The sequence below is a fragment of the Thalassotalea fusca genome (genome assembly GCF_053485835.1).
In genome coordinates this window covers 353,251-364,139 of record NZ_JBQRUN010000003.1, presented here as the reverse complement: position 1 = coordinate 364,139, position 10,889 = coordinate 353,251, and the positions used below count along the sequence as shown (strand labels likewise).

Genomic DNA, 10,889 nt, shown 5'->3' with positions numbered 1-10,889 from the left:
TAGTTTAGATGTAATGCCATTGAATGATTTATTCAAGGAGCACGGTCAGTTATTTTTTGTCAGGTACTATTACGCTATGCTTGAAAGCAAATGTAAGAAGTCCCATATTGTTAGCAGTTTGAATAAAAGTTTGGAATACACATGACGCAACATTTTGATTTTCTCGCCATTGGTGCGGGTAGTGGTGGTATCGCATCGGCGAACCGTGCAGCGAGACATGGCAAGAAGGCCGCAGTGATTGAAGCTAAGCAAATCGGTGGAACGTGCGTCAACGTTGGTTGTGTGCCAAAGAAAGCGATGTGGTATGCCGGACAAATTGCTGATTCATTACATTATGCCGCCGATTACGGCTTTAATGCGCCACTTCAGTCGTTCGACTGGGCAACGTTAGTCAAGAATCGCGAAGCATATATCGAGCGGATTCATGCCGCGTATCAGCGAGGATTTGCCAGTAATGATGTGACTGTAATTGATGGCTTTGCGAAATTTGTTAACAAGAATACTGTTGAAGTAAATGGCGAACAGATCACTGCTGATCACATCGTTATAGCCACAGGTGGCAGACCTACCATTCCAAACATTGAAGGTGCTGAATATGGCATTGATTCAGATGGCTTCTTTGCGCTCACTGAACAACCTAAGCGTGTAGCTGTTGTTGGTGCAGGTTATATCGCTGTGGAGTTAGCGGGCGTCATGCATGCGTTAGGCAGTGACACACATCTACTGGTGCGAAAAGCTAAACCATTGCGTAACTTTGATGACATGCTAAGCGATACCTTAGTTGAGCAAATGGCAAAACATGGCCCGAAATTACATACGCATAGTATTCCTCAACGCATTGAAAAAACTGATGACGGTTTGATTATTCATTTGGAAAACGGTCAGTCGGTAGGGCCTGTTGATTGCTTGATTTGGGCGATTGGTCGCGAACCTGCCACCGACAATATCAATCTTGAAGCGGCTGGCGTCGAGACGGATAAACACGGCTATATTCCAACGGATAAATATCAGAACACCAATGTAGATGGCATTTATGCGGTTGGCGACAATACGGGGAGAGTACAACTGACCCCGGTAGCTGTTGCAGCAGGACGCAGACTTTGCGAACGATTATTTAACAATAAACCATATGAGCATCTTGACTACAGCAATGTGGCAACGGTGGTATTTAGCCATCCTGTTATTGGGACTGTCGGTTTAACCGAAAAAGAAGCCATCAAAGAATATGGTGAAGAACAAGTTAAAGTATATAACTCACAATTTACTGCGCTGTATCAAGCGATTACCGAAGATTATCGCGATCCAACACGTATGAAGCTAATTTGTGTGGGTAAAGAAGAAAAAATCGTTGGCATTCATTCAATCGGCTTTGGTAGTGATGAACTATTACAAGGTTTTGCGGTTGCGATGAAGATGGGCGCAACCAAAGCTGACTTTGATAATACGGTGGCTATCCACCCAACGTCGGCGGAAGAGTTTGTGACGATGTAGCTCAAGTGGTGACGTTTCCTTCCAATGCTTTAGAGATTGGACAGCTCTTTTTTTATACAATACAATTTAGCTAAGTTTAGCTAAATTTTGGAGTGACATATGCAAGTCAATATGCATGAAGCCAAATCTCAATTGTCCAAGTTAGGCGAGGCTGCGTGGAATGGTGAGTCAGTAGTTATTGCTAGATCAGGTAAGCCCTATTTAGATTTAATACCTCACAGGGCCGTTAACAAAGCGCGAAAGCCTGGACGATTGAAAGGGAAAATCCAACTTAAAGAAGGGTTTAATGATGAATCAAAAGAATTGAATGATTTATTTGAGGCTGATCTGTGAAACGTGTTTTGTTGGATACGCATGCATTGTTGTGGTGGTTGGAAGACAACCCCAAGCTTGGACCGACAGCAAGAAGTGTTATTGCTGATGCGAAAAACGAAATATATGTTAGTGCTGTAACAACATGGGAAATATCTATTAAGCGTTCTATTGGAAAGCTCATTGCACCTGAAGATATGGAAAGTATAGTTGAAGAAGAAGGTTTTACGTCTTTGCCGATTAGCCTGTTCCATGGCGATCAGGCGGGTCAGTTGCCAGACTATCATAAGGACCCATTTGATCGTATGTTGATAGCCCAAGCGCAAGCGGAAGGGTTAGTTATTATCACATGTGATGAGAAGTATCCGCCATATAAGGTTAGATTGATGAACGCTGAAGAATAGCGTTGGTAAATCGAATGTGGCGGTTGCTTCTAACAGCCGTCTATTACGGTAAGTAGTGAAGCGATTCTACCCGTTCATTTAGTTAAATTGATAGTAATCAAAGGTTAATCCAATTATATGTGACTATACTTAGCGTGAACTTAACACTTTGGTGAATTTCAGGCTAAGTATTGATGACATCTTCATTTTCTTCTCTTAACTGGCGCTCTGGTGCATTGTTATTTTGTGGGTGTATGCAGGTAGCTGGCACATGTGTGGCTGCACCATCCAACGACGATCTATTTAACCTGTCGTTGGAAGCGCTCAGTAATATTAAAGTCACCAGTTCATCGGTGGTAGAAAAAACATTGTCACGAGCGCCCAATATTGTCAGCGTTGTTACCGCTGAGCAGATTGAAATGATGGGGGCGAATACACTGTCAGATATACTGATGTATTTGCCGGGTGTACAAATACTGCATCGCCGTAATGGTCGCGATATGTTGTGGATACGCGGCATACCGAGTGGCAGAAATACCAAAACATTATTACTTATAGATGGTGTGCCACAAAACGAAGCCGTATTTGGCGGCTGGTCGCCAGATGAAGCCGTTCGTGTAGACAACATTGCACGGATTGAGCTTATCCGAGGCCCTGGTTCTGCACTTTATGGTGGTAATGCCTATGCTGGCGTGGTCGCCGTAGTCACCAAAGATGCGACTGCGACTAGTCATGTTAGTGCCCATTTAGGCAAGTTTCAAACCTCAGGAGCGTCGTTTGCGTACAGTGTACAACGTGACGATATAAACTATCGATTCTCGGGGCGCGCTTATGATACGCAGGGCTACGCTCAAGATTATGACCGTTCGGGAGTCGTCTCTGATCATCACAACGATGTTGACGCGTTAAGTGGCCAAATAAAAATAGGCGCTGGCAGTTGGTTGGTGGATTATCGTTACGACAACTACATGACCGAATATCCCATGTATGCAAGCGGCGACTATAAGTCACAGCGATACAAATCTCACAATATCTCATTACAGCTTAATCATGAGTTTTCCAACTTTCTATTGAAGAATATTGTTTACTACAGCACGACAGATCGCGTATTTGATCGTGATGCCGTTCGAGGAGAACCAGCAGAGCTGTTTTTTGCGTCTGATTCGCAGTTAGATTCAAGTCGAATGGGGCTAAAATCTTACGCCACTATTAATCATTCTGATACGTTGCAAACCAGTTTAGGCTTGTTCTTTGATAAATGGCAGGTGTCTGAATACCACGAGACGATTTTTGTCGAAAACTTTTTACCGACTGAGCGATTGTTATCGGGTTTACGCGATGGTGAAAATGACGTACCGAGTGCCGAAAACTATGCGGTGTTGTGGCAGCAAGATATTGCACTCATGGATCGACAACTAGAAATGATTGTTGGCGCGAGATATGACCACCACGCTATTTTTGGTGACAAAGTTTCCTCGCGATTAGGAATGACCTGGCAGTCGAGCGAAGATTGGTCGGCGAAATTGCTTTGGGGTTCGGCATACAGACCACCAACTTTTTTGCAACAATATGAGATCCGTAGTGATAACAATGTGCCGGGTAACCCAAATATTAAACCGGAAACGATCAAAACGACAGAGTTTGAATTGTCGTATTATGTGTCAGCGGCACATACTATAAGCGCAAGATTATTTAATAGTGATTTACGTGATTTTATTCAGTCTATTGACGGTGGTCAGTATCAAAATACCGATGATAGGCAGAGTATTTTTGGCACGGAAATAGAGTGGCGTCAGGTGATGACCTTTAGTGATGGCTTCTTTGATAACGCGTCCTTGGATATGAATTATACGCATTTGAATACAGATGAAGCGAGTGTGGCACGAGACATTGTTAACGCGACCTTATCGCTGGAGAACGATCATTATGCTGTGTTCTTAGCACTAAATGCTGTGGGACGGCGCAATGAAAGTGATACCTATCATAATCGTGTGCGAAACGAAGCATTAGTTGATGCAGACAATAAGCGTTCAGTCATTGAAGGCAGCGTAAATGTAAAGATTAAACAATTCTTAGCACCTAACTTATCGTTGGGATTAAAAGTGAGTAACTTCGGCAATGCGCGGCGTTTTAATCCGACGTATGCACCAGACGGTTATTACGATGTGAAGGGGCGGCCGCTTTATTACGAGGCCAAGTTACAATACACATTCTAACTGAAAAGTAGTGCCAATATCTGAAAGCCAATTTACTTAGAGCTGTTGATAGACCACTTCAGAAGTTATGTTAGTACGAATGTTCACTTCACCTGATTCTATCACTTCATACTTTTGTTGGTGCAATCGGTGAAATAAGGCATCGGGCTGTGTCTTACCGGTAGTTTCTAAGCCAATCCAAGCGTTACGGCCGCTTCTTTTCGCCATGTACAAGCTATCGTCGGCAAGATCGACCGTTTGTGACCAAGAGATTAATTCAGGATGAGATGGCAGAAAAGGATAGCAACAATAGCCAATAGAGCAGGTACGATTAATCGTTTGATCGCTATTTAAGACAAACTCATAACTGGCAATGGCAGCCCTGATACGTTCCGCAAATGTGGCAGCATCGGAGCGCGGTAAATTTCTGGTAACTACTAAAAACTCTTCGCCGTAAAGTCTGATTGAAGGATGGGGAATTGTAATACTGATTTACGTCAGATATTTAGTCATTAATTGATAACAAATACTTTGTTCAATCGGTTTGGCTAAGTGAGCATTGAATCCTGAGGCCATATAGTGTTCAACTTGTTCTTTAAGTACGTTTGCCGTGGTGGCGATGATAACCACCTCTTGTGCTTCTTTTCGGATCACTTGGCATGCTGACACGCCATCCATTTCTGGCATATGAATATCCATAAAAATAATGTCTGGTTGCAGTTGCTGCTGCAACGTTACCGCATCATTGCCGTTCGCCGCCATAACCACTTCTATGTTGGTTAATTCCAACATTTTTTTGATAATGATTTGATTAACACGATTATCTTCAGCGACTAACGCAAGTTTTCCCTTAAAATCAGGTATTACGACTTCTTGTTCTGGTGGTAAGTAACTGTCAAAAGTACCTAGGGTTAAGTTAGATTGTTTTAAGGGCAGACTCACAACAAATGTGGTGCCTTTGCCGACTTCACTTTCTACGCTGATGCTTCCATGCATTAAATTGACTAAATTTCGCGAAATCGCCATGCCCAACCCTGTACCACCGTATTCACGCGTTGTAGAGTTATCCGCTTGATCAAATTTTTCATACAGCCGTTCAAGCCCTTGCGGCGTCATGCCAATACCTGTGTCTGCGATAGAAAATTGGACTTTCTCTGCTGATTCAATATAGCGGATACTTAACGTTACTACTCCTTTTGACGTGAACTTGATAGCGTTAGACAACATATTGACCAGTACTTGTTTAATTCTTAGCTGATCGCCAATCCAATAACTGTTGAGATTGGGGGGGCAATAAATGGTAAAGCCCAATCCTTTTTCGTGTGCGAGTCTGGTATAGTCACCTTTGAGCTCTTTTAGAATGTCGTTGAGATTGAAGTCGCGATTTTCAATTTGTAACTTTCCCGCTTCAATTTTAGAAAAATCAAGAATATCGTTAGTAATCGCTAACAAGCGCTTGGTTGATGAGATGGCGTTTAATGTCAGTTCTTTACCACTCTCACTCAAGCGTTCATTGTTAATTAACTGCAACGCGCCATATATGCCGTTCATTGGGGTGCGAATTTCATGACTCATATTCGCAACAAAGGCACTCTTTGCGGAACTTGCCTCCTCGGCAAATTGCTTGGCTTCAACAAGCTGTTTATTTTGTTTAGCAATAACCTTTAAGTTATCACTTAGTTCATCATTGGCTGACTGCAACTCGCGTGTTTTGGACAGTACTTTTTTACGCAGTTGATAATTAAAGCCAACCGTAAGAAATAGAATAGCGACAAGTGTGCCAATACCAATTTGTAAATTACGATCGCTAATGAAGGGCTTTTTGGTTAAATATTCATCAAGTAACATCCCATCCAAATTGCTCGTAACATTTGTCATCTTGAGCTCTCGATAGATATTCGCTATACGCAGAAACCTTTCTTTATACACGTTGCCTAAGGGTACTATTTCTGAATGTACCAATGAACGCGTTTTTTGTGCTTCAAATAACAATAATTCTCGAGATTTTTTGGTGTGATATTTAGTAATAATCAACTCTGTGATTTCTTTTGGGTGTTCTAGCGCGTATTGCCAACCTTTAATGCTCGCTTGTGAAAAAGCTAACGCACGTTCTGGATGTTTTTCAACGTATTCTTGGCTAGAAAAAATCATATCGCCATATAAATCAATGCCATAGTTACGTGGATCGATGATGGTCAATGGAATGTCTTTTTGTTCATATTGGGCGGGTTGGTCAGTAATGTAGGCAGACATCGCATCGACGCCATCTTCGATTAGTGCCATATCATTAAAAGTCAATGGCACGTACTTATACATGTCTCGCTTGATGTTTAAGCTGGAAAACATCGCGGTAATAGGCGCACTGTCAGTGGTATCCTGAAATGACACCTTCTTGCCAATGAGATCGTAAGGCGTACGAATATTCTTTTCTGCAAGTGCAATGAGCACCAAAGGACTATGCTGAAAAATGGCGCTAAGCACGACCACCTGACGGCCATTCATTCGGTGAAGTACAATGCTGGAATCGGTAACACCGAAGGTTGCACGCTTCTCTAATACATCATTTACTGGTGAGGTTGCCATATCCCGCTCAAGAATTGTGACATCAAACCCAGCCTCTTCATAGAAGCCTTGTTCTTTAGCTGCGTAAAAGCCTGCAAACTGAAATTGATGTAGCCATTTTAGCTGCAAAACCACCTTTTCTTGTGCTTTTATCGGAAAGGTTAACGCAATTAAAGCCAAGGTTAGTATGATATGTATTACTTTGCGTTGAACGCTCATTGGTAATATCAAATTCCTTGATTTTTAATTTGTTAGTATAATGTAAGGCCTTGGTTATGCAATTTGAGCGCGCCACAAACTAACGTTTACATTCGATCTTTCGGGCAAATTAATACGATGATTGAGGGGCGATACTGTGAGCTATCAATAGTCTATGAACCATGCATTTGAATGAAAAATTGGATGCCATGATCACTCACTCTATCAGGTAAATATTTTTTCTCTCTTAAAGTATGACCGCTTTGAAAACCGTCTACACTTAGTATATTTGTTACTACGGAATACTAAGTGCAAGGATGTTCCTCATGTCGGTATTATTTTCTCGCCAACCAATTTTTAACAGTAATCAAAGTGTTTATGGCTACCAATTAAGTTTTGAACAGCCGCTCAAAAGCGTATTAACAGAGCAAGTACGGCTGAATGAAGGAGAATTGCTCCACTTTGATTCGCTCGTCGCTAAACACAAAGCGTTTATCGTATTTGATCATCCATTGGTAGAAGCACATTGGCCAAGAAAATTTGATCCCGAGAAACTCGTGGTTGAGATTTGCGCGCAAGAAAATCCGTCAGCCGAGCTGTTACAAGAAATCCATACGATGCACGAGCTTGGTTACAACGTTTGCTTATCTGAACTAGCGAACCTTTCAGCCTGGGAGCTGGTTTATCCGTGCATTGCCTACATAAAAGTGAATGCGACCGCCATCGATTATGATGTGTTATTGCCGCTCGTTGATTGCATTGGCTGTTATCCGCATATCCAAATCATCGCAAATAATCTTGATGAACGCGAACAGTTCGCCGACGCACAGCGTATGGGGTTTAGTTTATTTGAAGGCCATTACTATGCAACGCCGGAAGTTGGAGGCAAGCGTGAAGTAGCACCAGCAGAGTCAACGTTGGCGGAGCTGCTGTATCAAACCTCACAAGATGGCGTTGATTTGAAAAAAGTAATGGAAACCGTTAGTCGTGACGTGTACTTAACTTATAAGTTGTTAAGCTATGCCAACACCGTGTTTTTTAAACGACGTGAAGAAGTATCTACGATTAAACAGGCAGTTGTTACACTTGGGCTTTCTGAGTTTCAACGCTTTATTTCCGTGTTGCTAAGCGCAACGCTCTGTAAAGGGCGATCTAACGAGTTGGTACGTGTTTCGTTGTACCGTGGAAAATTTTGTGAGTTACTGTGTGAATCCATACCGGGTCAGCAATCTCATGCCTCAGAAGCATTCTTGGCGGGGTTACTTTCGTTGATCGAAGCGCTGTTTAACGAGAGCAAAGAATCAGCTATTGAAAAATTGTCGCTATCGAGCATGTTGGAGAAAGCTATTATTAAACAACGTGGTCCGTTGGCAAGCTATATTGAATTGGCGAAAGCTTGTGAGTTAGGAGATTGGTCGAACGTATTCCTTATTTCAGAGAAGAAAAAATATACGGCGGATTTAAATACGCTAAATAGTGAGGCTATTATTTGGGCTGATAGCCAAATGCGATTCTTAAATCTTGCAAAGTAGTCGTTTGGTATTACAACTAGCTCACAAAGGTCACATTCGCTAGAATGTTGTCACATGTTTGCGTGACGTTTTGGTGTGTTTTTTCGTGTTACCTTTGGTTTACCACCCTAATTATTCCTGTCCATTTCCTGATGACCATAGATTTGTGATGTCTAAATTCATCCGTCTATATCAATATTTACGCGAAAAGGGACTAGCAAAAGGCAATGTTTATCGCCCAAAAACAGCGTCTCTTGCAGATTTGAGTCTTACGCATTGTCAGCAGTACTTATCCGATATGTTTAGCGATAATTTAGAGTCTAAAACGTGGCGCCGAGTCGGTTTACCGTGGAGCCAAGGATTAATCGACCGTACACAAATGGCACCTAATGGTACATTGCTCACTGCGCGTATTGCTCTTCATAAGGGATTGGCTTGCCATTTGGCTGGCGGTACACATCATGCGCACTATGATTTTGGCTCGGGTTTTTGCATGGTCAATGATCTTGCCTATACGGCTAAAACCCTTGTCGATGAAGGAACGGTCAACAAAATTTTAATATTTGATCTCGATGTGCACCAAGGGGATGGAACGGCAAGTATTCTAGCGAATGATGACCGCATATTTACCTGCTCGATACATTGCGAAAAGAACTTTCCATTTAGAAAGTTCAATAGTGATCTTGATATTGGCCTTGAGGTGGGACTGCAGGATGATGCATATATCTCAGTAGTGCTCGACACACTCTCGCAACTCGTTGATGAAGTAAAGCCTGACTTGGTGTTATACGACGCTGGCGTCGACGTATGGCAAGAGGATGTGCTTGGACGGTTAGATATTAGTTGGCAAGGTATTAAACGTCGCGACACGGAGGTAATCGAATACTGTTTAAAACGCAACATTCCTGTCGCTACAGTAATTGGCGGCGGCTACGATAAAGACCATCAAAGGCTTGCAGAGCGCCATGCAATTGTGATCGAATCTGCCTTCGGGTTATATCCTAAATATTGCTAAGTTGAAGTTTGTCATATTGTAAATTGCCAATATGACAAACCTTTCTATTATCTCTCAAGCCTGTGGTTTTGCGACAAGCGTGCTAAGCAAATAACTGTCTACAATTCTGAGTACAATTCAATTTCATCGATTTCGATGTATTGATCACCATAGTTTGATTCAATAAGTAATCTGAAATGAGTAAGCGTTTGCTTATCGGTAAGTTGTGCCCGTTGGTCTTGGCTGCGAGGAAATACGTATGATTCAACATCATAGTAATCATACCCGTCGTCAGACATTTGCACCGTCACTTTTTTGATACCGCGTCCTAAATCCATTGATTGTTTGTTCAGCATTACGCGAAAGCCCGTCACAGTGACTGGCTGATCATAAGAAACTTCAATCCAGTACTGGGTATCGTTGTTAGGTGTTGTATCTTTTCTGACAAGCCAAAAACCTCGACCAATAGGTGAACCCAAGCCTTCAGCGATTTGCTCGTTATAAATGTATCCGTCAAATGCTGCCTGTGGTACGTCACTTCGGTAATAATCGCTGGCATCATAACTAGCGTCGGTTAGGCCATTAGTGTAGTTCAAAGCAATGTTGCCGTATTTGCCCAACCTTGATAAGCCATCACTTGGCGCATTGATGTCGCCACCATTACCTTGAATTAACGCCAGATATTCAATAGGGCAAGCGCCTTCTGATGTAGCGGTATAGCCTATGCGAATCGGTTCTTGCACGAGGCGTGCGGTGTTAAGTAGATCAAACCAGCGGTCTGAATAGCTTTGACCAGACTCGAAATAAAGTGGCCATTCAGCATGATTTTCTATATCACAGCTAATCGGTGATTCTTCATTGGTGACGATGCCAACTTTAATCGTATCTGTTTTACCAACAAATATATTGGTAATTCTTCCTGAATATTCTTCAACTGAACTTGCAAAGCTCGCCGCAGATAGCGTGACGGCTGAGGCCAAAAGTGCATAGTGTAATTTCATAGGGCAGTCCATTTTTTGACGTTATTGTTAACAGCAATAGAGCAGCAATTTTTACGCCAATGCGTTGAAGCTTAGCTGAATTATTTGTCGCAGATATTCATTGGGAAATATCATAATGTTATGTAAATAAAGGAAATTATAAATCATTATCAAAACATCAGCTTTTCCTTATCTAAATAAATATCGCAGACGTTTATGTTGTATCCATGGAAATCAAAACGTAACTAGCAGTGAATGTTTAA

The 10,889-nt window shown here is 42.1% G+C and carries 9 protein-coding genes; 6 read left to right on the top strand and 3 right to left on the bottom strand.

What is annotated here, in order from left to right:
- Positions 1-141 precede the first annotated feature (141 nt).
- From gorA to ACSLUK_RS05940, 4 genes are all read left to right on the top strand, one after another.
- Positions 142-1,491 (top strand): glutathione-disulfide reductase, encoded by a 1,350-nt coding sequence (gorA, locus tag ACSLUK_RS05955; RefSeq protein WP_448547616.1) that lies wholly within the window; start codon positions 142-144, stop codon positions 1,489-1,491.
- Between the two features lie 99 nt (positions 1,492-1,590).
- Positions 1,591-1,824, top strand: coding sequence for a type II toxin-antitoxin system Phd/YefM family antitoxin (locus ACSLUK_RS05950; protein WP_448547615.1), 234 nt, complete (start codon positions 1,591-1,593; stop codon positions 1,822-1,824).
- A complete protein-coding gene (locus ACSLUK_RS05945) occupies positions 1,821-2,207 on the top strand; it encodes a type II toxin-antitoxin system VapC family toxin (RefSeq protein WP_448547614.1) in 387 nt (128 codons plus the stop codon). The genes ACSLUK_RS05950 and ACSLUK_RS05945 overlap by 4 nt, the downstream gene beginning before the upstream one ends.
- 173 nt (positions 2,208-2,380) lie before the next feature.
- Entirely contained in the window at positions 2,381-4,402 is a 2,022-nt protein-coding gene (locus ACSLUK_RS05940) for a TonB-dependent receptor plug domain-containing protein (RefSeq protein ID WP_448547613.1), read from the top strand.
- Between the two features lie 36 nt (positions 4,403-4,438).
- Here ACSLUK_RS05940 and ACSLUK_RS05935 read toward each other — a convergent pair whose 3' ends face one another.
- Both ACSLUK_RS05935 and ACSLUK_RS05930 read right to left on the bottom strand, forming a co-directional pair.
- A complete protein-coding gene (locus ACSLUK_RS05935; RefSeq protein WP_448547644.1) occupies positions 4,439-4,846 on the bottom strand; it encodes a GGDEF domain-containing protein in 408 nt (135 codons plus the stop codon).
- Between the two features lie 27 nt (positions 4,847-4,873).
- The gene (locus ACSLUK_RS05930) at positions 4,874-7,162 is read right to left on the bottom strand and encodes an ABC transporter substrate-binding protein (protein ID WP_448547612.1); all 2,289 of its coding nucleotides are present in this window, start codon (positions 7,160-7,162) and stop codon (positions 4,874-4,876) included.
- 305 nt (positions 7,163-7,467) lie between these two features.
- Here ACSLUK_RS05930 and ACSLUK_RS05925 point away from each other — a divergent pair, with 305 nt between their 5' ends.
- Both ACSLUK_RS05925 and ACSLUK_RS05920 read left to right on the top strand, forming a co-directional pair.
- Positions 7,468-8,673, top strand: coding sequence for an EAL and HDOD domain-containing protein (locus ACSLUK_RS05925; RefSeq protein WP_448547611.1), 1,206 nt, complete (start codon positions 7,468-7,470; stop codon positions 8,671-8,673).
- A 148-nt stretch (positions 8,674-8,821) separates the two neighbouring features.
- Positions 8,822-9,667: a histone deacetylase family protein gene (locus ACSLUK_RS05920; RefSeq protein ID WP_448547610.1), complete on the top strand. Its 846-nt coding sequence runs from the start codon at positions 8,822-8,824 to the stop codon at positions 9,665-9,667.
- 98 nt (positions 9,668-9,765) lie between these two features.
- On the opposite strand, the gene ACSLUK_RS05915 is transcribed toward ACSLUK_RS05920, so the two are convergent.
- Positions 9,766-10,647, bottom strand: coding sequence for a KIAA0556 family protein (locus ACSLUK_RS05915; RefSeq protein WP_448547609.1), 882 nt, complete (start codon positions 10,645-10,647; stop codon positions 9,766-9,768).
- Positions 10,648-10,889: the final 242 nt, after the last annotated feature.